Here is a 23,917-nt window from a genome sequence, read left to right as displayed (position 1 = left end):
CTACCTACAACTTTTAGGTTGACGCATATGGCTTCCCTACTTGGAATTATCACTATTTTAGTAGCCGCTTGGTTACTATCTACGGACAGAAAAAATATTCCGCTAAGAACCGTCTCTTTGGCTTTCTTACTGCAAATCTCATTCGCGCTATTGGTTCTTTATGTGCCAATGGGTAAAGAAGCGCTGAATGCAGCTACTGGTGCGGTGTCTAGCTTGATCAACTACGGTCAAGAGGGGATTAACTTCCTATTTGGTGGCCTAACGAATAACGGATTTGTTTTCGCTATTAACGTTCTCGGCATTATTATCTTTTTCTCTGCACTGATTTCAGGTTTGTACCACATCGGCTTTATGCCAAAGGTGATCAACCTTATCGGCGGTGCTTTGCAAAAGTTCTTAGGTACAGGTCGTGCGGAGTCACTGTCTGCAACGGCGAACATCTTTGTTGGCATGATTGAAGCACCATTGGTGGTTAAGCCTTACTTGAAGCACATGACGGATTCACAACTGTTTGCCGTCATGGTGTGTGGTTTGGCTTCTGTAGCTGGTGGCACGCTAGTCGGTTATGCATCGCTTGGTGTTGATTTGAACTACCTGATCGCTGCGGCGTTTATGTCTGCGCCTGCTGGTCTATTGATGGCCAAGATTTTGGTACCAGGTAACGCAGATGAGGCTCAAGAAAATATTGAGTCTGACGTTGAAATTCCACGAGCAACAAACGTCGTTGAGGCAATGGCAGATGGGGCTATGTCTGGACTTCGTATTGCCGTTGCAGTGGGTGCGACACTTCTGGCCTTTATCAGTGTGATAGCAATGCTGAATGGCTTACTAGGTATTGTTGGTGGTTGGTTTGGCGTAAACCTAAGCTTCGAACTTATTCTAGGTTATGTGTTCGCACCCGTTGCATGGCTGATCGGTGTGCCATGGTCTGAGGCTGTGGTTGCAGGCTCGCTGATCGGTAACAAAATCGTTGTGAACGAGTTTGTGGCTTTCATCCAGTTAATGGACGTGAAAGACGCACTGAGTGAGCACTCAAAAGCGATCGTTACTTTTGCACTATGTGGTTTTGCCAACATCTCTACGATGGCCATTCTGATTGGTGGTTTGGGTAGCTTAGTTCCAGAGCGTCGTTCTTTCATCTCACAATACGGCTTTAAAGCGATTTGTGCGGGTGTGCTTGCCAACTTAATGAGCGCAGCGATTGCGGGCGTGGTGCTTTCTCTGTAGCTAGATGATAAGTACAGAGTGGATGAGTCAGTCACTTTATTTCCCCTATAGTAAAGTGACTGATTAATCACACTAATATTCGGTTAGCATGAAAAAGAGAGCCTATAGTTTAATGACATAGGCTTTCTTGTTTCAGCAAATAGGTTTGTATCACAAAGTGTGGTACGAATTTTTTAGGGGCACAAATGGATTTGTCGATTACTTCTTCTTTGGCGTTAATTGGACTGCTGTCTTTAACGTGTCAATTGTTAGGTTGGCGCTTGCGTCTTCCTGCTATTCTTCCTCTTCTCATTGTCGGATTACTTTTAGGTCCCGGTCTTAACATCCTTAATCCCGATGCCATTTTTGGTGACGTGCTATTTCCGCTGATTTCATTAGGTGTCGCTATTATTCTGTTTGAAGGTGCATTGACCCTGAATTTCAAGGAAATAAGAGGTCATGGTCGTATGGTGACGCACCTCGTGAGTTTCGGCATGCTGATTACCTGGGCGTGTATTGTCGTTGGTGCTTATTACTTTGTGGACTTCAGTTGGCCATTAGCCGCACTGTTTGCTGCCTTAGTGGTGGTGACGGGGCCAACCGTGATTGTTCCCATGCTGCGCAGTATTCAGCCCAAATCTTCGTTAGGCAGCATCTTGCGCTGGGAAGGGATCGTGATTGACCCGATTGGCGCTCTGTTTGCCGTTCTCGTTTACGAATACATTGTTTCTTCAGCCGATCCTACCAGCCATGTGCTGTCGGCCTTGGGGCTGACTCTAACCATCGGTTTAGGCTTAGGGATCATCGGTGGCTATTTGATTGCCAAGATGCTGAAAGGACATTGGGTTCCGCACTATTTGCGTAACGTGGCTGTTCTGACGTTAATGCTGGCGGCATTCTCTTTTTCTAATGATCTGAGTGAAGAGTCTGGCCTATTAACCGTGACCATCATGGGTATCTGGCTCGCCAACGTGAAAGGCTTGGATCTTGAAGATATTATTGAGTTCAAAGAGACCCTAACCGTGTTACTCATTTCCGCTTTGTTTATCTTACTGGCGAGTCGACTCGATTCTGGGACTTTCCTCTCGATAGGTTGGGGCGGTATTGGCTTATTAGCGGTTGTCATGCTGGTGGCTCGTCCTCTGAGTGTGTGGATCAGCGGGATCGGCACGGATCTTACCTCTGCAGATAAATGGTTTTTGAGCTGGATGGCACCTCGCGGGATCGTTGCTGCTGCGGTTTCTTCTCTGTTTGCTATCAAGCTTCAAGAGAAGCAATTGATTGAAGGGGCTGATCTACTGGTGCCTATGGTGTTCTTGGTCATCATCGGTACGGTTGTGATTCAGAGTCTTACCGCAAGTTGGTGGGCAAGAAGGTTAGGTGTGACGCAAGAGAAAGCGCAAGGGGTTATCTTCTTTGGCGCGACTCATTTTGCAAGACAGTTTGCCAAGGTGCTGGCGACACACAACATCAACAGTGTGCTTGCCGATACCAACTGGGAAAGCATTCGTTTGGCGCGTATGGATAACCTGAATGTCTATTTTGGTAACCCAGCCTCAAGCCACGCGGAAAATAATCTGGAATTGGATGGAATAGGGCGCGCGATGATCGTCTCGCCTTATCGTCAAACCAACCCATTAGTCAGCATGCATTATCAAGATGAGTTTGGTGAAAATAAGGTGTTTGAGCTTGAATCGACAGAAACTAAACACGAAAGGCATTCAGTGAGCCGAGATGGTAACAGAAGCCTGTTTTCGGAAGGAATTACCTATTCCAAGCTTAACTCCTTGATGGCTCAAGGCAGCCAAATTAAGAGCACGGGTTTGACCGAAGCGTTTGACCTTAATGAGTTTAACGCGCTGTATCCTAAAGCGATTCCACTTGGTGTGATTACTGGGGGTGACTTCCGATTGGTGACGCAAGGTTCTGATTTGGAAAAACTCATATCAACGGAGTGTGCGATCATTAGTTTATTGCCGCCTTCGGAGCCAACGGAAAGAGCTGACACTCCAGATAAGTAGTGAGTGCTCTGTATAAAAAGCGAGTCGCTTTGTATCAAAAACGAATAGCTCAGTATCAAAAAAGCCGCAACGTTTTAACGCTGCGGCTTTTTAATTCTGTTTATGCTGTCGTTCGCAAATTTGTCGTTCGCAGATTATTTCGAGTGAAACTGTTCGCAAGCAATCATAGTGTTCTCGATTAGGCTTGCTACTGTCATTGGACCAACACCACCCGGAACTGGTGTGATGAAGCTTGCGCTCTCTTTCGCGACATCGTATTCAACGTCGCCAACAAGTTTGCCAGATTCCAAACGGTTGATGCCTACATCGACCACAACGGCACCTTTCTTAATCCAAGCGCCAGGAATGAAGTTAGGCTTACCCACGGCTACCACAACAACATCGGCTTGACGTACATGACCTTCAAGGTCTTTGGTGAAGCGGTGACATGTTGTCGTCGTGCAACCTGCTAGAAGAAGCTCTAGGGTCATTGGGCGACCTACGATGTTTGATGCGCCAACAACAACCGCGTGCTTACCACGTAAGTCGATGTTGTAACGGTCAAGTAATGTGATGATGCCTTTAGGCGTACAAGAGCGTAGCTTAGGCATACGCTGAGCCAAACGGCCCACATTGTAAGGGTGGAAGCCATCAACGTCTTTCTCTGGCGTGATACGCTCAAGAACGTGAGTGGTATCAATACCAGCAGGTAAAGGCAGTTGAACTAGGATGCCATCAATCTCAGGGTCTTCATTTAATTGGTCGACGAGCGTTAGCAGATCATTTTCTGTCGCCGTCGCTGGTAAATCAAAAGACTTTGAAACGAAGCCTACTTCTTGACACGCTTTACGCTTACTTCCAACGTAAACCTGAGAGGCAGGGTCTTCACCCACTAAAACTACCGCTAGGCCCGGAGCGCGTAAACCAGCTTCTGTACGAGCCTTTACACGTGCCGCAACTTCAGAGCGAACGGTTTGAGAAATTAGCTTTCCATCAATATTTTGAGCAGTCATGAATTTCCTTAGTATTGATATTCAAGTTAGTGGCTGATGTTTTGGGCGCATTATTCCAGAAAATCTTTTTGATTACCATCAAGCAAACGTTTGCTTTGGTCTATTTTCCAACACTTATAATCTCATTGCCCTTTTTTTACTCACTTGGATCAGAATGTTACACAAAGCCGTTGCTTTACTGATTCGAATTCGTATAATCCTTTCCTGTAGCGCGCCCTTAGCTCAGCTGGATAGAGCACCTCCCTTCTAAGGAGGTGGTCGAAGGTTCGAATCCTTCAGGGCGTACCACTATTTAAAGAAACCCGATAACTCTCTGAGTTGTCGGGTTTTTTGCATTTCTACCATACTAAAAGTACTTCTCTTAAAGCGCTACTCATTTTCCTTCGTTATTCATTTCATTCGGCTCATGTAATAGAAAGTTAAAATTGTTCGTTTTTTGGGGTTTACATCATTTGGTAATAAAGCCACTATGAATTCACGAAGAATAGACAAGTAAAGCTATTAGCTGGTTGGTTTAGGAATCAAACCTTCTGATTGATGGCTGATTTAGAGGAAGTAATGGCAGGAAACAGTATCGGACAACATTTCCGCGTGACTACGTTCGGAGAAAGTCACGGTATCGCACTAGGATGTATCGTAGATGGGTGCCCACCAGGATTAGAAATTACCGAAGCAGACCTTCAAAGAGATTTGGATCGCCGTCGCCCTGGTACTTCTCGTTATACAACGGCTCGCCGTGAAGCGGATGAAGTGAAAATCTTATCAGGTGTATTTGAAGGCCAAACTACGGGTACTTCTATTGGTCTATTGATTGAAAATACAGACCAACGCTCTAAAGACTATTCCGAAATTAAAGACAAGTTCCGTCCTGGCCACGCTGATTATACCTACCATCAAAAGTACGGTGTGCGTGATTACCGAGGTGGCGGTCGCTCTTCTGCTCGTGAAACGGCAATGCGTGTTGCGGCAGGTGCGATTGCGAAGAAATACCTTAAGCAAGAATTTGGTGTTGAAATCCAAGCTTATCTTTCTCAAATGGGTGATATCTCAATTGATAAAGTGGATTGGAACGAGATCGAAAACAACGCTTTCTTCTGTCCTGATGCCGACAAAGTACCTGAATTTGACCAACTGATTCGTGACTTGCTAAAAGAAGGCAACTCTATCGGTGCGAAGATTCAAGTGGTTGCGACTAAAGTGCCTGTAGGCCTTGGTGAGCCAATCTTTGATCGTCTAGATGCAGACATCGCGCACGCTCTAATGAGCATCAATGCGGTGAAAGGTGTTGAGATTGGTGATGGCTTCGATGTTGTTAATCAACGCGGTAGTGAACATCGTGATCCATTAACTCCAGAAGGCTTCAGTAGCAACCACGCTGGCGGTATCTTAGGCGGTATTTCTACTGGCCAAGATATTGTGGCAAGTATTGCACTTAAGCCAACATCAAGCATTACTGTTCCTGGTGACACGATCACTAAAGACGGTGAAGCAACGCAGTTAATCACGAAAGGTCGTCACGATCCATGTGTTGGTATTCGTGCAGTGCCTATCGCAGAAGCGATGTTAGCGATTGTATTGCTTGATCACTTGCTACGTCATCGTGGTCAAAACTTTGGTGTGACAACAGAAACGCCAAAAATCTAGTTCTGCTTCGTTTTATTCAAAACAGAATTGAAACTGATTTGATAGAAACAAAAAAGGGTTGCTTCGTAATGAAGCAACCCTTTTTATATTCTGCGTTATTGAGAATATATTATCTAATGCACAGAGCTTTCCTGATCTAGCTGGAACGAAGGCAAGCGCCATTTGAATCTTACGGCAGCCATACGCAGTAAGTAGCCAACCACAAGCGTAACAATCGTTGCTGTTACGTCGTTAATGCCAAGCTCAAGCAAACCTAGGTATAAACCTGAAGCGACAAGGGCGACAGATGCATACAACTCTTCATGTAAAACCAGTGGCGTTTGACGACAGATAAGATCGCGTAGCAGGCCACCAAACACGCCCGTAACCAATGCCGACACCATACAAATCATTGGGTGCAGACCCATGGTCATCGCCACTTTAGTACCAATGATGCTGAATACGATAAGCCCCAGTGCATCCAAACGAATGAATAACCCTTTTAGCTTGATTACCCATTTAGCGAGTCCGGTCGTGATGACACCTGCGATACAGGTGATCGCCAGATATTGTGGGTTTTCAACCCAACCTAAAGGGTAATGGCCAAGTAAGATATCTCGTACTGTACCGCCGCCAATTGCCGTTGCACTCGCAACCAACATTACACCAAACCAATCCATTTTTTGTTTGCCAGCGCTGAGAGCGCCGGTCATGGCTTCTGCCGTGATGCCAATGATATACAAAACACTTAGTAGCATTGCTGTAGCTCTATTATTTAGGTCTATAAATTGGAGAGTTATAGGCCTTGGGGATATAAAAATGAAGCGCGAGTGTAGTAGTAAAAACGGCCTTTGACGAATGAATATTTGTACCGTGAATCGAGGTTTCAGATTAGCTGAAGTAATCAATTGGAGTAACTTGAGGTTATCTATCGTAGAGATAGGTGGCTTTGTGCTGGTGGAGAGCACTGGCGTCGTTAACATTACGCCTGATAGGGGCTTTACCAAGCTGATAAAACAAAGCAAAATACGCGTGTTTATTTCATTTCAAGCAAGCTTTATGACGCACCAATATTCCGACATTATCGATATTTTTAATCAGACTTTTTATGGCAGCTTTAATACTAAATTGGAGTTAGGCGCAGATGAGCCTATTTACTTGCCTGCCGATGATGATATCCCACACCACAGAATTGTCTTCGCACGTGGCTTTTACGCTTCTGCGCTACACGAAATAGCGCACTGGTGTGTTGCTGGCCCTGAACGTCGTTTATTGGAAGATTTTGGCTATTGGTATGAGCCAGATGGTCGTACTGAGTCAGTTCAAGCTGAGTTTGAAAAAGTAGAAATTCGCCCGCAAGCGTATGAATGGATCATTGCGACGAGCGCAGGCTTTCCTTTTAATGTCAGCTGTGACAATCTACACGGCGATTTTGAGCCAGATCGTTTGGCCTTTATGAATAAAGTACACAGCGAAGTCATGGGTATCTTTGAAGTTGGCCTTCCGCCTCGCGTAAAAATGCTCTCTGAAGCATTGCGCAGCTTCTACGATGTAGAACCTTTATGTGCTAGCCAATTTATTGTGAAATAAGAGAATATTATGATTATCGAATTTGAAGAAAAACTACTTGAAGTAATTGATGCTCGCATTGAAAACGCATCAGATGATGAACTGTTTGCTGGTGGTTACTTACGTGGTCATATTTCTCTTTCAGTGGCTTCATGTGAAGAAGACGGCATTGAAGACGTAGCAGAAGTTAAATTGCGTATTGAGAAGAGCCTAGAAGACGCACGTTCTGAATTGACGCCAGCCGATCGTACGATCGTTAATGACCTTTGGGTTGAGCTGCAAAACCAAGCTTAATTTTAGTCGTTTCGCATTATTCGTCTACCGTAATTCGCTCATTACTCTTCCTCCTCATTTTTGAGCGAACCAATAATTTGAGACTCATTCGAATTTTTTGAATGAGTCTGTTCATTTCTTGTGATGGTTCCATTTTCTGACTACGTTATTCTAATCCCACTTAACGGAATCACAGAAAAGGTCACACCATGAAAGTTATCGCATTCGGCGCAAGCACCAGCTCTACCTCTATCAACAAAACTCTAGCAACTTACGCAGCTAACTTGATTGAAGGTGCTGAAGTCAAAGTTCTAAACATCAACGATTACAACGTTCCTATGTTCAGTGAAGACACTGAAAAAGAGATTGGCCAAGCGGAAGGCGCTCAAGCATTTTTGCGTGACCTAGCAGAAGCGGACGCATTTGTTATCTCTTTCGCTGAGCACAATGGCCACTATCCTGCGGCGTACAAAAACCTATTTGATTGGGCGACACGTATTGAACGTTCAGTGTTTGGTGAGAAGCCTGCGGTTTACCTAGCGACATCACCAGGCCCAGGTGGTGCACAAACAGTACTTGGCGCAGCGACAGGTTCGGCTCCTTACTTTGGTGGTAACGTTAAGGCATCACTTTCAGTACCTAGCTTCTACGATAACTTTGATTTTGAGTCGGGTTCAATCAGCAACGAAGAGATTGCTGCTCAAATTAAAGACGCGATTGCTAAGCTGTAAAAGCGGAAAGTAAAGCGAATAGCTGCAAAGTAGCAAGCTGATGTAAAGTTGCGAGCCGCTGAAAAACAATAAACAGCGACGTAGACAAGATTAGAAAAACAAAGCCCGAGCATTAGAGATGCTCGGGCTTTTTGTTTGGGTCGTATGTAGGGTGTGTTGACCTTTCGCTGCAAAAATCAGCTCGTAAGATCAATACGGCCCAATACTTATTTGAATATTTAGACCTAGTCTAGAATCGACTATTCCGCACTGGATTGTTTTGTTGAAACCCAACCTTCTGTTAACGCTTTGCCTTTACGTAATCTTCTAATCCACATTCGACTTGGATGAATGGCTTCGAGCACATCAACCGGAAGAGGTAGAGGATCGCCACAAATTTGTGAGGCTAAAACTTCAGCTAAAAGAGGGGTCGAGCTCAAACCACGCGAACCTAAACCGATAAAGCAGAACAAGTTCGGATAGCTGGTAACAGGTTCAATACTGTCGATAGCATCACGCTGCGGATTAAAGTTGTGCAGATTCTGATATTGCTCTTTGATGGATTCAAAATCACCAACATTACCGACGAATGGTAGGTGATCACGGCTTACGCTGCGGATGCCTTGGCGCGCTAAGTTGCCACTGGTATCGACATCTTTGGTCCACGCTTGATCCGGCAACGAGCCGTTTAAGCGCTCGCCATTATGTTGTTGAACCTCAATATCAAATTCTTGGTCGATATTGGTTTTGTCGTAGTTCGCGCCAATACAATGGTGACCATTATTTGGATTCTGTGGCGTTAAGTAACCATCAAAACACAACACCGTTTTTAGCTGGCTGAGGTTTTCTGTAGTCGGGATATGACTCACTTGCCCTTTAACTGGCGTGAGAGGTACAGGGCGAGTTTGTTCAAATTGGGTGAACTTGTGTCCATTCGCGACAACTACTTGGTCGTGCTTGGTTTTAATCTCACCTTGAGGTGTCTCAATCGTCAGCAACCATTGCTGCTCTGCTTCTAACCATTCAAGTTGCGTAACTTGGTGTTGATAGTGTGCGCTTACTTGGTTGGTCTCTTCTAACTTACCAATCAAACCTTGAGTAAGCTGAAGAGGGCTTAACCAACCACCTAGTGGGAAGTAAACACTCTCTTTATCAACCGGTAAGCCAATCTTTTCGTTCGCTTGTTCGGGCGTTAAGCGCTGAATTAAATCTGTGTGGAAATTGCCTTCCAACATACGGTTGAGCTTTTTGGTTGAACCTTCATCCCACATCAAGATATTCACGCCACACCAGTTGTGATCGAAGTTTACTGATTGTGCTGCTTGATTAATAAATTGGCGGGCAAACAATAAGCCCGGCCCAAATATTCTTGAAACATTCGATGTCGCTTCGCTGAGTAGCGGATAAATGGCACCTTGATTGTTGCCAGAGGCATTTCCAGCAGCTTGTTGGTGTTCACAATAAAGCGTGATGTTTTTACCACGTCGGCTTAACGTTTTTGCAAGCGCAGCGCTGGCAACACCACCTCCGATAATGGCGATATCTTGTGAACCACTGTGTTGAGCTAGGCCATACCAAGGTTTGATGTTGGTATGAGCGTGCTTCTCATCAAGGCGACCTGCAATCATTTCACGCTTAGTACCAAAGCCTTTAACTTTTTTCATTGCAAAGCCGGCTTCGATTAAACCACGTCGAACAAAACCGGCAGCGGTAAACGTTGCACAACTGCAATCTTGTTTTGCCAGTTTGGCCATTCCGTTGAATAGGTTTTGATTCCACATTTCAGGGTTCTTACTGGGCGCAAAGCCATCTAAGAACCAAGCGTCAACCAAACCTTCCTGTGGAGTAGGCACGTTTGGCATACAATCTTTAATATCACCAAACCATAAATCGAGTGTGATCGCGCCATCGCCCAACACAATGCGGTGACATTCCGGCAGAGCAATCGGATAGTGTTCTTGGAGTTGCGTCGCATACTGGGCTAATTCTGGCCAAGATTGGTGAGCTTTGATCAGATCATCTTTATTTAAAGGATATTTTTCAAAACTGATGAAATGTAACTCTTTGGTCATAGCTTGTGGGTTATCTTTAAGAAAAGCATCGAACCATTGCCAGACTGCGAGGAAGTTTAAACCTGTACCAAAACCGGTTTCAGCAATCACAAAACGGCGTTGTTGATGTTCAACCCAACGCTCTGGAAGGTGGTTTTGTTTTAAAAAGACGTAGCGAGTTTCTTCTAAACCGTTAACATTAGAGAAGTAAACGTCGTCAAATTGGTCTGAAACTGGCGTGCCAGACTCATTCCATTCCAGTTCTGCATTAGTAATTGAAGTCATAAAATCTATCATTTTGTGATTTGAAGCGATATGTTGGTAGGGATTGTACGAATTTCTAGGAAAGCTGACCACTTTTGTTAGGCTTCTTAGTTATCATCTAGCTGAATTTAGAATTATAGGAATGTCACATGAAACGAGTCGTAATCACCGGTATGGGTATTGTTTCAAGTATCGGTAACAACGTCGAAGAAGTTTTAGCATCACTGAAAGAGGGTAAATCAGGTATTACCGCTTCAGAGCAGTTCAAGGAAAATGGCTTGCGCTCTCAAGTTTGGGGTAACCTGAAAATGAACCCTGCTGACCATATCGATCGCAAAAAAATGCGCTTTATGGGTGATGCAGCGGCATTCGCTTATCTTTCAATGGAGCAAGCAATTGCTGACTCTGGTTTAACTGAAGATCAAGTATCTAATGACCGCACAGGTATCGTTGCGGGTTCAGGTGGTGCTTCATCTCTAAACCAAGTTAACGCTGTAGACATCATCCGTGAAAAAGGCGTTAAGCGCGTTGGTCCATACATGGTTCCACGTACAATGGCTTCTACGGTTTCTGCTTGTCTTGCTACACCATTTAAAATCCGTGGCGTGAACTACTCTATGAGTTCTGCATGTGCGACATCTGCACACTGTATTGGTCACGCAATGGAGCTTATCCAACTGGGTAAACAAGACGTTGTATTCGCTGGTGGCGGTGAAGAACTGGATTGGTCTCTGACTATGATGTTCGACGCAATGGGCGCACTTTCTACTAAGTACAACGACACGCCAGAATTGGCTTCTCGTACCTACGATGCAGACCGTGACGGTTTCGTTATCTCTGGTGGCGGCGGCATGCTAGTTATCGAAGAACTTGAGCACGCTGTTGCTCGTGGCGCAAAAATCTACGGTGAGATCGTGGGTTACGGCGCAACTTCAGACGGCTACGACATGGTTGCTCCTTCTGGCGAAGGCGCGGTTCGTTGTATGAAGATGGCAATGCAAAACGTTGATGGCGTTGACTACGTGAACACTCACGGTACTTCAACTCCTGTTGGTGACGTTAAAGAACTTGGCGCAATCCAAGAAGTCTTTGGCGGCAACAGTCCAGCAATCTCAGCAACTAAAGCGATGACAGGTCACGCTCTAGGTGCAGCTGGTGTACACGAAGCAATTTACTCAACACTAATGCTTGATAACGGCTTTATCGCACCAAGCATTAACGTTGCAAACCTAGACGAAGCAGGCGCAGGCCTAGACATCGTAACGGAAGCTCGTGAACAAGAGCTAACAACGGTTATGTCTAACAGCTTTGGTTTCGGTGGTACGAACGCAACGCTAGTAATCAAAAAATACCAAGGCTAATTGAAGCCAAGGTTAAATTAATAAAAGGTTAATCGTTAATGGGTGACGTGAGTGCAGATTCAACACGCACAGGTCACCCAGTAATCATGACCATCAGAACATAGCTTTTATAAATATGGTTTTAAGCGTGTTTTTTAACCCTAGCTTTGTAAGCTTCGCTTTAGAAAATAGCTTTTTAAATCAAGATTTAGAAGTTGAAAGGTTTCCAGAGCTTGATCAGTGCTGACTTTGGTTAGTACTGGTTGAACAGACGCAAGACTCTGTCTCCTGGAGAGCGAGATAGGATCCTTTTGTTCTGGATGTTTGCCCGATTGTTTATTCAATCGGGCATTTTTCGTTTTAGTCTTCTGACTTTTGATTTTAGGTATTGGTTCTTATTTCTGTTCTTGTTTGTGCAGACTAGGCGATTCAGCCCTTTATTTATAATGTATTTCAATTGCGACTCGACACCGTGTGTGGAATTTTGCACAATCATTTCAATTCACATTTAAGGTCGACAGACCCCAACGAAAGTACCTTCCCAATGAAAATCTTAATCGATGAAAATATGCCTTATGCTGAAGCGCTTTTTAGCCAGCTAGGTGAAGTGACAATGAAGTCCGGTCGAACGCTAACCGCTGACGATCTTGTTGACGTAGATGCTCTGATGATTCGCTCGGTGACTAAGGTCAATGAAGCGCTGATCAGCAAAGCGAACAAGCTTAAGTTTGTTGGAACCGCAACAGCTGGTATGGATCACGTTGACCAAGAATTGATGAAAGAGCGTGGCATTTTCTTTACTGCGGCTCCTGGCTGCAACAAGGTGGGTGTGGCTGAGTACGCGTTCAGCGCGATGATGGTGCTGGCTCAGCAACAAGGTTTCTCTGTTTTCGATAAAACGGTCGGTATTATCGGCTGTGGTCAAGTGGGCAGTTATTTAGCGAAGTGCCTTGAAGGCATTGGCATTAAAGTATTGCTGAACGATCCTCTAAAACAACAAGAGGGTGATACTCGCGAGTTTACTGAATTAGAGACACTGCTTGAGCAGTCAGACGTTATCACTCTGCATACGCCAATCACTAAGACGGGTGAGTTCCCAACGCATCACTTGATCAATGAGCAAGTACTGAACAACTTCCGCGCCGATCAAATTCTGATTAATGCGGCTCGCGGCCCTGTTGTTGATAACCAAGCGTTAAAAACTCGCTTGCAAAAAGCCGATGGTTTCACTGCCGTTCTTGATGTGTTTGAGTTTGAACCTGAAGTCGATTTTGAGCTGCTTCCACTGCTTGCTTTTGCAACTCCTCACGTAGCGGGCTACGGTTTAGAGGGTAAAGCGCGCGGTACCACGATGATCTTCAACAGCTATTGTGAATTTTTAGGTACTGAACAACGTGCTTATGCAAGCGATCTTCTGCCGACAGCACCAGTGCCTCAAATGAAATTAGATAGAGCTTGGGATGAAGCAACACTGCACAATTTGACTCAGTTGATCTATGATGTGCGCAAAGACGACGCCTTATTCCGTCGCAATATCACTACGCCGGGTTCTTTTGACAAGATGCGTAAAGAATATTGGGACCGCAGAGAGTACAGTGCAGTCGAGTTAACGGGCGACGAATCTTGTAATTTAACGCCGTTATCTAAACTCGGTTTTATGGTAAAGCCAACTTTATAAAAGAGAGAAACAATGAGCCAAGAATTTAATATTGCTATTTTAGGTGCGACTGGTGCGGTTGGTGAAACCATTCTTGAAGTACTTAAAGAGCGTAAATTCCCTGTCGGTGAAATGCACTTACTAGCAAGTGAACGTAGTGAAGGCAAAACTTCCCGTTTTAACGGCAAAACAATACAAGTACAAAATGTAGAAGACTTCGATTGGTCTCAAGTACATATTGCGTTTTTCTCTGCAGGTAGCGAGCTTTCAGAACGTTGGGCTCCAATCGCGGCTGACGAAGGTGTGGTTGTTATCGATAACACATCACGTTTCCGTTACGAATACGATGTTCCTCTGGTTGTGCCAGAAGTGAACCCTGAAGCGATTGCTGAGTTCCGTAACCGCAACATCATCGCGAACCCTAACTGCTCTACTATTCAGATGGTAGTGGCACTTAAACCAATTCACGATGAAGTGGGTCTTGAGCGTATTAACGTTTCAACTTACCAATCTGTGTCTGGTGCAGGTAAGCCGGGTATCGATGAGCTAGCAGGTCAAACGGCTAAGCTTCTTAACGGCATGCCGGCTGACAAGTCAGCATTCTCACAGCAGATCGCGTTCAACTGTATTCCTCAAATCGATGAATTTACAGAGAACGGCTACACACGTGAAGAAATGAAGATGGTTTGGGAAACTCAAAAGATCTTTGCTGACTCTTCAATCACGGTGAACCCAACTTGTGTTCGTGTTCCTGTGTTCTATGGTCACGCTGAATCTCTACATATTGAAACTCGCGCACCAATCGGTGCTGAACAAGTTATTCAGCTTCTAGAGAACACAGAAGGCGTTGAAGTTTTCCAAGCTCTAGATTTCCCAACTCAGGTTCGTGATGCTGGTGGTAAAGACCACGTAATGGTTGGTCGTATTCGTAACGACATCAGCCATCACAGCGGTGTGAACATGTGGGTAGTCGCTGATAACGTTCGTAAAGGCGCAGCAACGAACGCAGTTCAAATCGCAGAATTGCTTATTCGCGATTACTTCTAAGCTTCATTGCTTTGATTATCAAGCCTCACTCTTTAGTGGGGCTTTTTTAATCGATTGAAAATATTGTTAGTCAAATTGTGTGAAATTGCTGCGAATATTGTTGCTGCAACACATTTTTTGTTTTCATCTCTATAGTTTTACGTCATTTATCCGATATATTTAATAGATCATCACTTTTCCGAATTTAAGCACCTAGCTGAGCCTTTTATGTTTCAAATTTTCAAGCCGTGGTTAATACCTTTTGCCTTTATCATTGCGACTCAGATTTCCGTTGTTCGTGCAGATTCCATTCGAGTTGTAGGGCCTGATGGTCAGATACAATCAGCGCCTACGTTTTCAGAACCTCTTCAAAGAGCGCAATCGAATAGCGCTGAGCCTTCTCGTTTCTATGGCCCAACTCGTGGCTCAGAAACGCTATGGTCTATCGCGTCAAAGTTACGCCCTGATAGCTCCGTTTCAGTCCAACAAACCTTGTTGGCAATTTATCGTTTAAACCCACAAGCGTTTGAAAACCAGAATATCCATAGCCTGCTACCTGCCAGCAACTTACGTGTGCCTTCTTTAGAACAAACTCGCGCAAGCTCAACGCAGCAAGCTATCAATATTATGAACTCGCATCTCGCGAAGCTTGATAAGCCAACAACAAAAACGGTTGCCGCTAAACCAAAAAGCACTCAAGCACCAAGTCGAACTGATGTAACACCTAAGAATGCACAATCCACAACCAAGGATAGCGAACCTAAAGTTGTCGATAAATCGATAGTTGGTAATAAAGAGCTCGTTAGTAATAAGCCGATAACGGGCGCCAAGGAAATGAACCACCTTGAGAAGCAGCTAGAGCTTTCTGAAACTGAGCTGTTATCTCTAGAAGAGAAAAACCACCAACTTCGTTTGATGCTATCGAATGTTCAGTCGGAAGTAGATGGATTAAAAACCGAACTCAGTGATGAAGACCGCATACGTAGCGAAGTTGAAAAGTTACTCGCGGAAGAGAAAAGAAAGAATGCTGAAATCGAAAAAATGGCGCCAAGTGCCATGGATCAGCTGTTATCTAATGGTTGGCTAGTTGCCGCACTTGCGATTATTCCCGGCTTGTTGCTTGGTCTGATCATTGTGATGTTGTTAGGTCGTCGTTCTAAAAATGATGAGCAGCAACAAACGACTCAAGAACAGCCTATTCAGCCTCAACCGAGCAGTGTCGCGCCAATCACCTTAGGTGATGAAATGGACGACCTTGATAATGAACTGTCTCTCGATGATGAACTGTTTGGTACAGAGGATGACGCGAATAAGTTGTTCGACGACCAAGCACTGGCAGAGGAAGACGATGTCTTTGCAGGCTTAGATGAATCGGATCTTGATTTCAACTTAGACGGTGAAGACGATGACCCATTTGCGAGCATCGGAGAAAACGGCGACTTAGACACGAACTTTGATGATCTTGATTTAGACAGCAGCAATGGCATCAGCGTTAATGGCGAAGATAAAGCTCTTGGCCTTGAAGAGATGGAGCGTGCATTAGACGAAACGGTTGAAAGCGCGCTGGATGCCGATGAAGGCGATTTCGATCTTTCTGATGATAACCCAATGTCTGCCGATGATATTGAAGCGTTACTCGCTCAAGAATCAGCAACAGAAGACTTAGGTTCGAATGAATTAGACCAATCACTATTGGATGATTTGTTCGCGCTTGATGACGAAGATGATGACAGCTTTGATATTGATGCCTTGATATCTGAAGAACAAAACGATTCGACTCCAGCCATCGGTACGTCAGTGACGGATGACTTTGACATTGATGCGCTTATCTCAGAACAGCAGAGCGATGCTGCCCCTGCTGATTTGAGCAACGACGAATTTGATATCGATGCTCTTATCTCGGAACAACAAGCCCCTCAGCCTTCGGCTCCTAGCGTAGAAGATGATATTGACGATATCTTTGCTCAAGTTGCGGCTCAAAATGAACAAGGTAATGACCCGTTTAACCTTGATAACGATGATGAGATTAGCTCAAGCCTGAATAGCGGCTTAGCGTCTGATGATGATATCGAAAATATTTTGGCTCAGTTTGATCAGCCATTAGAAAATGAAGATGAATCCGCGCTATCTGATCAACCTCAGAGCGCGCCAACTTCAGAGCAACCATTACTTGATATTCCTAATCTTGATCTGCTTGATGAGCAACTTGAAGGGGACGACGTTGATTTAAGCAACTCTACCGACCTGCTCGACGAAATGTTGGACAGTGAATCAGACCAAGAGTCTGAAGATGAGCCGCTTGGTTTCGATGCTCTATCTGAACTGGAAGAGCTTTCAGGCTTGTCGACTGATGATGAGTTGAATATCAGCGAAGACAGCACGGAAACTTTGGATGAACTAATCGGGGATTCTGATGATGACTTCGAACTCGACGCCGAGAGCACTGACTTACTAGATGACTTCCTTGATAGTGAATTGTCAGATAATACGCTTTCAACGGATGAAGCCGAGACACCAAAATCGGAATCTTTAGACCCGTTTGATGACTTATTGACAAGTGGCATTGAAGACGAACTTGAATCTGAAGAACAAGCGTTTGATAAAGAGTTAGACGCTGCCTTAGATTTAGACAAAACCAGCGATGAACTTAATTCTGATGCTGATGCTGAGATTACTGAGTTAACGCCTGTACCTTCTGAAGTTGAGCTAGAACAAGCTAATGAAGCGTTGTTAGATTCGGAGCTGACGCAAGACAGTGCTGATGTTAAATCAGAAAAAGATGAAGACTTTAATCGCGATGACTTTATCGATGATCTATTTGGTGTTGCACCTGCAACGGATGCGCTGCTTGACGATTCACTAGAAACAACAGACGAAGCGTTGATTGATGAGTTGATGTCTTCTGATAGCGACGCATTAACATCGGTTGAAGAGCCAGCTTCAAGTTCTGAAGATCTTGTTTTAGAAGATGAATTCGATTCTCCTTCAGAACCGACCCAAGCCTCTGCAGATGAAGCAATTCCATCACCTGAAGCAATTCCATCACCTGAAGCAATGTCACCTGATGACGTCGATGAACTGGATATTGATTCTCTGCTATCTGATAACTCAATGTCTGACGTTGAGATGCCATCAGATGAAGCTCTAGCACCCGCTTCAAGCGTACAAAGTGAAGTTTCGCCATCCTCTTTAAGTGATATTTCCGAAGGCGATGAAGAGACGGTTGAAGATTGGTTAGCGGAAGCTATCGATGATGTAGAGTCTCCAGCGAACATTGATTCTGATTTTGACTTCGAACCTAAAATTCAAGGTAGCGATCAACTCGACGATGTTGTTGAATCCTTGCCAGAGCCAGAGCCAGAGCCAGAGCCAGAGCCAGAGCCAGAGCCAGAGCCAGAGCCAGTTCGTGCAGCGCATATGCCTGAAATCATTCCAAATGAATTTGGTGTGCCAGAAGACGATGATTGGCTGATTGAAGAAGACACGGCTAAACAAGAAATATTGGCACAAGCTGATGAAGTAGCGGAAGAGCCTGTGGTTCCTGCTGTTGAGTCTCTGTTAGATGCTGAAACCCAATTAGACGCTGAACCGCAAGTTGAAGCTGCACCACAAGCTGAAGTGACGGAACAAGTTGAAGAGGTAGGGCAAGAAGGCGAAGAAGAATTCTCTTTTGATGACTTTGAGCTTCCTGAGTTTAACGAAGAAGACGCTTTGGCAGACGTTGATGCCGAAGTAACACCAGAACCAGTAGCACCTGCTGTTGAGCCTCTTTTAGATGCTGAACCTCAATTAAACGCTGAGCCGCAAGTTGAAGCTGCCTCGCAAGCTGAAGTGGCGGAACAAGTTGAAGAGGTTGAGCAAGAAGACGAAGAAGAATTTTCGTTTGATGACTTTGAGCTGCCTGAGTTTGACGAAGAAGACGCATTAGCTGAGGCTGATACACAAGCTGCGTTAGAGCCAGCACCAACGTCTGTAGACGCTCCTGATAGCCTTGAGCCTGAAGTCAGCCCATTAGCCCCTGAAGCAAGTGCTGTTGCTCCTGAGCTTAAAGCTGAAGAGCCGACAGTGGAATCAGAAGAGTTCTCTTTCGACGATTTCGAACTTCCAGAGTTTGGTGAAGACGATGCGTTAGCGGAAGTGGTTAGTGAACCTGATGAAGCTCAGTTAGAGCAAGACCTCTCTGATGGTACTGAGAAGTTCGAATTCGATGATCTGGACCTGCCAGAATACGATGAAGAGAGTGCCAAAGCAGACTCTGTTTTAGACGATATTGAACAAAGCAGTGCAGAACCGGTAGCGGAAGACCAAGGCGTAGAGCTGGATGTGCTTGATCTGCCAGAATACGGTGAAGATGAAGCTATTTCTGATGCGTTTGCTGAGAAGCCAACACCATTAACGTCTTTCAGCCCACAAGGTGAAGAGCAAGACGCGCTGTATGACTTGTTCTCAAATCCGCAAAGCTTCAGTCATGCTGATGATTTCTCGGACGTAGACGATTTATCAGATGCAAAAGAGCCTGAACTGGCGGCTTTCGGGCAATCAGATGAGTTACCGGATTCGGCTTCAGAATTAGCGCCTGTAGAATCAAACTCAGCACCGACAGCGGTGCAAGACGAGCCTCTAGAAGGGTTTGATGATTTTGATGAAACAGCGCTGGCTGAGTTACTTTCTGAAGATGTTCAAGACTCTGTCGACAATATGTTCGATAAACCATTGGATGCAACGTCGATTGATAGTGCAGGGCTTGATATTGATGCGATGCTTGAAGTCGGTGGTGAAGATTGGAAAGGTTTTAACTTAGCGCCAGAGCAACAATCGAGCATGCACAATGATGTGCCTGATGATCAACAAGAGATTTGGGCGTCAGCTGAGCAACAAGCTGAACCTAAAATCAAAGAAGAGAATTGGGCTCAGCAAGACAACCTAACTGAACCGGGTGGCAGTCGTGATAAGCAATACATGACGATTGATGAACTGATGGCTCAAGTGGAACAAGAGGGCGAAGACGCGATTAATCCAGATGACGAAGAGCTGAAGCTGGATGTTGGCCTTAACGAGTTCCCAGATGTAATCGGTGACATTGGTAATTATGATGTCGACAGCAATGCAGAAGCCGCAGGCAAGCTTGATTTAGCTAAAATCTATATCGAGATGAGTGACTCACAAGGAGCGGTAAAGCTCTTAGAGGAAGCGATAGTCGACGGCAGTGATGATATTCGCCGTGAGGCTAAGAACCTTATCGATACGATCAACGGCCGATAAATTAAACGATACGTAAAGGGTAGCATTGGCTACCCTTTATTTTTTGTAGACCTTTCTTTTAATATTGAAGATTTGGCCCCATCCGATTTGGGGTAGAACTGATTTCCGTATATACTTCTCGCCCATTTTCAAAGAGAACAAGAACATGAAAATTGCTTTAGGTATTGAATATAACGGTACCCACTACTTTGGTTGGCAGCGCCAACGAGACGTGAAAAGTGTCCAAGAAGAATTGGAAAAGGCTCTTTCTGTTGTCGCGAATCACCCTGTAGAAGTTATGTGCGCAGGCCGAACGGATGCCGGTGTTCACGGTACGGGACAAGTCGTTCACTTTGAAACTAATGTCGATCGTAAAATGGTGGCATGGACTATGGGCGCTAATGCCAACATGCCGAAAGATATTGCTGTTCGTTGGGCGACAGAAGTGAATGAAGATTTTCATGCTCGCTTTTCTGCTACCGCTCGTCGTTACCGCTACATTATCTTTAACCATGCACTGCGCCCAGGCATTCTTAATTCAGGAGTGAGCCACTATCATGGTCACCTTGATGAGAAAAAAATGCATGAAGCGGGTCAGTACTTGTTAGGCGAGAACGATTTCACTTCATTCAGAGCGACACATTGTCAATCTCGTAGTCCATGGCGAAATATGATTCACTTAAATGTGACTCGTCACGGACACTACATCGTGATTGATATTAAAGCGAATGCGTTTGTTCACCACATGGTGAGGAATATTACTGGCAGCTTAATTGCGGTAGGTAAAGGTGAGCAGAAACCAGAATGGATCCAGTGGCTTTTAGAGGCTAAAGATCGAAAAGTAGCAGGCGCGACCGCAAAAGCGGAAGGTTTGTATCTGGTTGATGTTGATTATCCTGAACATTTTGAACTACCACGAGAGCCAATTGGTCCTCTATTTTTACCGGATAATTTGAACTAAATGTGAGACTTAGGTTCAAAAATTATTACGGTTTCGTGCGTAAAATAGCGTGAGAAAATAGGTACAACCAGTTTTTTATCTACAGTCGCTGTTTTATGTGCTTTAATTCCCACGCATAATTCCCAAATTTATTTCTTTCGCAATCAAGCGGAGGAATCGAAACAAAAAGGTCTTCCATGAGTTGGCTTGAAAAGATTTTAGAAAAAAGCAACATCGTTACATCTCGTAAAGCGTCTATCCCTGAGGGTGTTTGGACTAAATGTACTTCTTGTGAGCAGGTTCTCTACCATGCTGAACTTGAGCGTAACCTAGAAGTATGTCCAAAATGTGATCATCACATGCGCATGAAAGCTCGTCGTCGTCTGGATACATTCCTAGACAAAGGTGAGCGTGTTGAACTAGGTGCTGATCTTGAGCCACAAGACAAACTGAAGTTTAAAGATTCTAAGCGTTACAAAGAACGTATCTCTACTGCTCAGAAAAACAGTGGTGAGACAGATGCATTAGTTGCAATGAAAGGCGAACTGCTTGGTTTACCTATCGTAGCGTGTGCTTTTGAATTCTCATTCATGGGCGGTTCAATGGGTTCTGTTGTTGGTGCTCGTTTTGTGAAAGCGGTAGATGCTGCTATCGAGAACAACTGTGGTTTAGTTTGTTTCTCTGCAAGTGGTGGTGCGCGTATGCAAGAGGCGCTTATGTCTCTAATGCAAATGGCAAAAACCAGTGCAGCGCTAGAGCGTTTATCTGCGAAAGGCCTACCGTTTGTTTCAGTCATGACTGATCCAACAATGGGTGGTGTTTCTGCAAGTTTGGCAATGCTTGGCGATATCAACATTGGTGAGCCAAAAGCACTGATCGGTTTCGCTGGACGTCGTGTAATTGAACAAACAGTACGTGAAGACCTTCCTGAAGGTTTCCAACGTAGTGAGTTCCTACTTGACCACGGTGCTATCGACATGATTGTTGACCGTCGTGAGATGCGTCAGCGCGTTGCAAGCCTTGTTGCTAAAATGACCAACCAGCCTTCACCATTAGTAGTTTCTGTGAACGATTCACCGAATGAAGCTACTTATGAAGTACCAGAAGCGCCAGAAAAAGGGTAAAGTACCTTCTAACAAACCTACTTAATCATGGTTATGAGTTAGATGAGTCAACAACCTATTCCTCAAGCCACATCCTCTTTGGAGATGTGGCTTGATTATTTATCAAACATCCACACAAGCGCTATTGACCTTGGGTTAGACCGAGTTCAGGCCGTCGCCTCTAAGGCAAACCTCACCAAACCTGCTAAACACGTGATTACCGTTGCCGGAACCAATGGCAAAGGCTCAACATGTGCCCTAATGGAAGCGATTCTATTGGACGCTGGTTATTCCGTTGGTGTCTACAGTTCCCCTCACTTAATTCGCTATAACGAACGCGTTCGTATTAACGGCCAAGATCTGTCTGATGAAAAGATGGTTCAATCTTTCGACTTCATTGAGAAAGAGCGTGGTGAAATCAGCCTGAGCTTCTTCGAATACGGTACTTTAGCGGCGTTACGTGCGTTTCAAACCGAAGCGGTTGATGTTGTGTTGTTAGAAGTCGGCCTAGGCGGGCGTTTAGACGCGACGAACATTGTTGAGCATGATGTGTCTGTGATCACCAGTTTGGCTGTCGACCACGTTGATTGGCTAGGTGATGACATTAATGTGATTGGTTTTGAGAAAGCGGGTATCTATCGCAGTGGTAAGCCAGCTATCTGTGGTCAACCTAAGCCGCCAGCAACGGTTGCTGCACATGCCGATGACATTAAGGCTGAGTTTTACCAAGTGGGCATTCAATATACCTACGAAGTGAATGGCGATAGCTGGAATTGGAACAGCGGTGCATTTCGACTGGACGCATTACCTATTCCTAGCTTACCGCTACCGAACGCGGCAACCGCATTAATGGCGCTAGGGACTTCAGATCTTAGCATTAGCGATGTGAACGTCGTTAACGGTTTGAACAACGCACAGCTTCCAGGGCGTATGCAACAAATTAGCGACCAACCCGTGATTGTGTTAGATGTGGCGCACAACCCGCATTCTGCTGAGTATTTTGCACAACAAGTTACTCAAAAATATGCCGGAAAAAATTTACACGTTGTAGTCGCCATGCTTCATGACAAAGATATTCCCGCGACATTGGAAGTATTAGCACCAGTTGCAACTCATTGGTACCCAGCTTCACTGCAAGGCCCTCGTGCGGCAACCGCTGCCGAGTTATGTGAAAGCTTGCCTGAAGGCGTAGAGCAGCATACAAACCCTGTAACGGCGTTTGAGGCAGCTTTAGCTTCTGTTAAAGGTGATGATGTTGTGTTGGTGGTTGGTTCTTTCCATACTGTTGGTGAAGTCTTGGAGCATTGGCAGAAAAAAGGAAACTAAATGGCAAGTAAATTCCAAAGCCGATTAGTCGGCACCATCATTTTAGTGGCGATTGGCGTTATCGTATTGCCAGATGTACTTGATGGTAAGAAGCTCCACTATAAAGAGGAGTTTGCAAGCATTCCGATTAAGCCTGAGCTTGATAGTAATGTAGAGGTGTTTGAGGTTCTTGATCCTGTGGAAGATCAGATTGCATTACCGGACTCTCCGGTTGAGCAAGTGATTGAAAGTGGTGATTCAGAAACCCAAACTGCGTCGGCTTCAAATAATAAAGAAGCAGATAAAGTGAAAGTGGTGGTTAAACCGGTACCTGAAAAAAATGAATACCAAGACAGTGCTTGGCTCATTCAATTGATGGCTTTGAAGAATGCTGACAATGCAAAAAGCATGGTTAAGGATTTACAAAAGCGCGGTTACCAAGCCCACACGAAGCAAGAAAAAACTTTTACGCGAGTAATTATTGGTCCCGATGTCTCTAAATCCAAACTTGAGCGACAAATTAAGGAATTAGAAAAAATTACGGGTTCAAAAGGCCAATTGCTCAAATTTAAACCGTTAAATCCATAAGAAAACGT

At 44.8% G+C, this 23,917-nt stretch carries 17 protein-coding genes, 1 tRNA gene and 1 pseudogene; 15 read left to right on the top strand and 4 right to left on the bottom strand.

What is annotated here, in order from left to right; all coding sequences use genetic code 11:
• The first annotated feature begins 27 nt into the window (after nt 1–27).
• Together AC3CKG_RS11725 and AC3CKG_RS11720 are read left to right on the top strand one after the other, a co-directional pair.
• The gene (locus AC3CKG_RS11725) at nt 28–1,227 is read left to right on the top strand and encodes a NupC/NupG family nucleoside CNT transporter (protein WP_017110312.1); all 1,200 of its coding nucleotides are present in this window, start codon (nt 28–30) and stop codon (nt 1,225–1,227) included.
• Between the two features lie 185 nt (nt 1,228–1,412).
• Entirely contained in the window at nt 1,413–3,227 is a 1,815-nt protein-coding gene (locus AC3CKG_RS11720) for a cation:proton antiporter (protein ID WP_488528388.1), read from the top strand.
• Between the two features lie 134 nt (nt 3,228–3,361).
• Here the strand turns inward: AC3CKG_RS11720 and folD are convergent, their stop codons facing one another.
• Nucleotides 3,362–4,219, bottom strand: coding sequence for a bifunctional methylenetetrahydrofolate dehydrogenase/methenyltetrahydrofolate cyclohydrolase FolD (folD, locus tag AC3CKG_RS11715; RefSeq protein WP_017110310.1), 858 nt, complete (start codon nt 4,217–4,219; stop codon nt 3,362–3,364).
• 211 nt (nt 4,220–4,430) lie between these two features.
• Between folD and AC3CKG_RS11710 the strand changes: the two genes are divergently transcribed.
• Nucleotides 4,431–4,507 (top strand) — tRNA-Arg (locus tag AC3CKG_RS11710).
• A 270-nt stretch (nt 4,508–4,777) separates the two neighbouring features.
• The gene (gene aroC, locus AC3CKG_RS11705) at nt 4,778–5,863 is read left to right on the top strand and encodes a chorismate synthase (protein ID WP_004734182.1); all 1,086 of its coding nucleotides are present in this window, start codon (nt 4,778–4,780) and stop codon (nt 5,861–5,863) included.
• Nucleotides 5,864–5,976: 113 nt separating this feature from the next.
• Here the strand turns inward: aroC and AC3CKG_RS11700 are convergent, their stop codons facing one another.
• The gene (locus tag AC3CKG_RS11700) at nt 5,977–6,600 is read right to left on the bottom strand and encodes a trimeric intracellular cation channel family protein (RefSeq protein ID WP_102306543.1); all 624 of its coding nucleotides are present in this window, start codon (nt 6,598–6,600) and stop codon (nt 5,977–5,979) included.
• Between the two features lie 301 nt (nt 6,601–6,901).
• On the opposite strand from AC3CKG_RS11700, the gene AC3CKG_RS11695 reads away from it, so the two are divergent.
• The 3 genes from AC3CKG_RS11695 (at nt 6,902) to AC3CKG_RS11685 (ending at nt 8,415) form a co-directional block, all read left to right on the top strand.
• On the top strand, nt 6,902–7,432 hold the full coding sequence (locus AC3CKG_RS11695) for an elongation factor P hydroxylase (protein ID WP_065103396.1): 531 nt from the start codon (nt 6,902–6,904) through the stop codon (nt 7,430–7,432).
• A 9-nt stretch (nt 7,433–7,441) separates the two neighbouring features.
• Nucleotides 7,442–7,705: a YfcL family protein gene (locus AC3CKG_RS11690; RefSeq protein ID WP_004734185.1), complete on the top strand. Its 264-nt coding sequence runs from the start codon at nt 7,442–7,444 to the stop codon at nt 7,703–7,705.
• 188 nt (nt 7,706–7,893) lie between these two features.
• Entirely contained in the window at nt 7,894–8,415 is a 522-nt protein-coding gene (locus tag AC3CKG_RS11685) for an NADPH-dependent FMN reductase (RefSeq protein WP_017111158.1), read from the top strand.
• A gap of 239 nt (nt 8,416–8,654) precedes the next feature.
• Here AC3CKG_RS11685 and mnmC read toward each other — a convergent pair whose 3' ends face one another.
• Complete coding sequence (gene mnmC / locus AC3CKG_RS11680) at nt 8,655–10,802, bottom strand: bifunctional tRNA (5-methylaminomethyl-2-thiouridine)(34)-methyltransferase MnmC2/FAD-dependent 5-carboxymethylaminomethyl-2-thiouridine(34) oxidoreductase MnmC1 (RefSeq protein ID WP_488528387.1); 2,148 nt, start codon at nt 10,800–10,802, stop codon at nt 8,655–8,657.
• Between the two features lie 56 nt (nt 10,803–10,858).
• On the opposite strand from mnmC, the gene fabB reads away from it, so the two are divergent.
• Nucleotides 10,859–12,070: a beta-ketoacyl-ACP synthase I gene (gene fabB / locus AC3CKG_RS11675; protein ID WP_010436883.1), complete on the top strand. Its 1,212-nt coding sequence runs from the start codon at nt 10,859–10,861 to the stop codon at nt 12,068–12,070.
• Between the two features lie 140 nt (nt 12,071–12,210).
• Here fabB and AC3CKG_RS11670 read toward each other — a convergent pair.
• Nucleotides 12,211–12,545 (bottom strand): annotated as a pseudogene (locus AC3CKG_RS11670) (hypothetical protein).
• A 48-nt stretch (nt 12,546–12,593) separates the two neighbouring features.
• Here AC3CKG_RS11670 and AC3CKG_RS11665 point away from each other — a divergent pair.
• The 7 genes from AC3CKG_RS11665 to AC3CKG_RS11635 all read left to right on the top strand — a co-directional run bounded on the left by AC3CKG_RS11665 (nt 12,594) and on the right by AC3CKG_RS11635 (nt 23,909).
• Complete coding sequence (locus tag AC3CKG_RS11665) at nt 12,594–13,727, top strand: 4-phosphoerythronate dehydrogenase (protein ID WP_488528386.1); 1,134 nt, start codon at nt 12,594–12,596, stop codon at nt 13,725–13,727.
• A 12-nt stretch (nt 13,728–13,739) separates the two neighbouring features.
• A complete protein-coding gene (locus tag AC3CKG_RS11660; protein WP_017111155.1) occupies nt 13,740–14,753 on the top strand; it encodes an aspartate-semialdehyde dehydrogenase in 1,014 nt (337 codons plus the stop codon).
• Between the two features lie 207 nt (nt 14,754–14,960).
• Nucleotides 14,961–19,994 (top strand): FimV/HubP family polar landmark protein, encoded by a 5,034-nt coding sequence (locus AC3CKG_RS11655; protein WP_488528385.1) that lies wholly within the window; start codon nt 14,961–14,963, stop codon nt 19,992–19,994.
• Nucleotides 19,995–20,139: 145 nt separating this feature from the next.
• Nucleotides 20,140–20,934 carry a tRNA pseudouridine(38-40) synthase TruA gene (gene truA / locus AC3CKG_RS11650; protein WP_004734161.1) on the top strand — a complete coding sequence of 265 codons (795 nt, stop codon included), beginning with the start codon at nt 20,140–20,142 and terminating at the stop codon, nt 20,932–20,934.
• Between the two features lie 176 nt (nt 20,935–21,110).
• Entirely contained in the window at nt 21,111–22,037 is a 927-nt protein-coding gene (accD, locus tag AC3CKG_RS11645) for an acetyl-CoA carboxylase, carboxyltransferase subunit beta (RefSeq protein ID WP_017106162.1), read from the top strand.
• Between the two features lie 42 nt (nt 22,038–22,079).
• On the top strand, nt 22,080–23,342 hold the full coding sequence (gene folC / locus AC3CKG_RS11640; RefSeq protein WP_017106163.1) for a bifunctional tetrahydrofolate synthase/dihydrofolate synthase: 1,263 nt from the start codon (nt 22,080–22,082) through the stop codon (nt 23,340–23,342).
• Nucleotides 23,343–23,909: an SPOR domain-containing protein gene (locus AC3CKG_RS11635; protein ID WP_017106164.1), complete on the top strand. Its 567-nt coding sequence runs from the start codon at nt 23,343–23,345 to the stop codon at nt 23,907–23,909.
• Nucleotides 23,910–23,917 lie beyond the last annotated feature (8 nt).

This window comes from Vibrio sp. QJM3NY_15 (genome assembly GCF_057785995.1).
Note: the sequence above shows the minus strand (reverse complement) of the source record. Positions and strands in the feature narration are given on the sequence as shown.

Excerpts from the sequence above, each read along its gene's own strand:
- truA (WP_004734161.1), top strand. The coding sequence starts at position 20,140 with ATGAAAATTGCTTTAGGTATTGAATATAACGGTACCCACTACTTTGGT.
- folD (WP_017110310.1), bottom strand. The coding sequence starts at position 4,219 with ATGACTGCTCAAAATATTGATGGAAAGCTAATTTCTCAAACCGTTCGC.
- AC3CKG_RS11725 (WP_017110312.1), top strand. The coding sequence starts at position 28 with ATGGCTTCCCTACTTGGAATTATCACTATTTTAGTAGCCGCTTGGTTA.
- accD (WP_017106162.1), top strand. The coding sequence starts at position 21,111 with ATGAGTTGGCTTGAAAAGATTTTAGAAAAAAGCAACATCGTTACATCT.
- AC3CKG_RS11665 (WP_488528386.1), top strand. The coding sequence starts at position 12,594 with ATGAAAATCTTAATCGATGAAAATATGCCTTATGCTGAAGCGCTTTTT.
- fabB (WP_010436883.1), top strand. The coding sequence starts at position 10,859 with ATGAAACGAGTCGTAATCACCGGTATGGGTATTGTTTCAAGTATCGGT.
- AC3CKG_RS11695 (WP_065103396.1), top strand. The coding sequence starts at position 6,902 with ATGACGCACCAATATTCCGACATTATCGATATTTTTAATCAGACTTTT.
- AC3CKG_RS11720 (WP_488528388.1), top strand. The coding sequence starts at position 1,413 with ATGGATTTGTCGATTACTTCTTCTTTGGCGTTAATTGGACTGCTGTCT.
- folC (WP_017106163.1), top strand. The coding sequence starts at position 22,080 with ATGAGTCAACAACCTATTCCTCAAGCCACATCCTCTTTGGAGATGTGG.
- AC3CKG_RS11690 (WP_004734185.1), top strand. The coding sequence starts at position 7,442 with ATGATTATCGAATTTGAAGAAAAACTACTTGAAGTAATTGATGCTCGC.
- AC3CKG_RS11655 (WP_488528385.1), top strand. The coding sequence starts at position 14,961 with ATGTTTCAAATTTTCAAGCCGTGGTTAATACCTTTTGCCTTTATCATT.
- AC3CKG_RS11660 (WP_017111155.1), top strand. The coding sequence starts at position 13,740 with ATGAGCCAAGAATTTAATATTGCTATTTTAGGTGCGACTGGTGCGGTT.
- AC3CKG_RS11685 (WP_017111158.1), top strand. The coding sequence starts at position 7,894 with ATGAAAGTTATCGCATTCGGCGCAAGCACCAGCTCTACCTCTATCAAC.
- AC3CKG_RS11700 (WP_102306543.1), bottom strand. The coding sequence starts at position 6,600 with ATGCTACTAAGTGTTTTGTATATCATTGGCATCACGGCAGAAGCCATG.
- AC3CKG_RS11635 (WP_017106164.1), top strand. The coding sequence starts at position 23,343 with ATGGCAAGTAAATTCCAAAGCCGATTAGTCGGCACCATCATTTTAGTG.
- aroC (WP_004734182.1), top strand. The coding sequence starts at position 4,778 with ATGGCAGGAAACAGTATCGGACAACATTTCCGCGTGACTACGTTCGGA.